Origin of the sequence: Bacillus sp. SIMBA_074 (assembly GCF_046534555.1) — a bacterium.
In the GTDB taxonomy this organism is placed as follows: domain Bacteria; phylum Bacillota; class Bacilli; order Bacillales; family Bacillaceae_G; genus Bacillus_A; species Bacillus_A mycoides.
Map to the genome: position 1 here is coordinate 1 of NZ_JAWRYM010000686.1, position 264 is coordinate 264.

At 42.4% G+C, this 264-nt stretch carries 1 protein-coding gene; it reads left to right on the top strand.

From position 1 onward, the window contains the following. Positions 1–236 (top strand): DUF420 domain-containing protein (locus SB773_RS32525; protein ID WP_410594514.1); only part of this gene is annotated, 236 nt, incomplete at its 5' end. Positions 237–264: the final 28 nt, after the last annotated feature.

Genomic DNA, 264 nt, shown 5'->3' on the forward strand with positions numbered 1-264 from the left:
ATCAAACATTCTTGATCTTTCACATCACTCTGGCAACAGTTGGTGGGGTGATGGGGTTGATCACAATCAGACACGCTTACAAAAAGAATTATGCCAAGCATAGAAAAATTGGCCCTTGGACGTCGATCATCTGGTTCATTACAGCGATTACAGGCGCAACGGTATATACCTTGTTGTACCTGATTTATCCGGGTGGCGAAACAGCTGGTGTAATCGATGTTATTTTTGGTAGATAAAATTGCCTTGCTTTGAATACGCGCATGT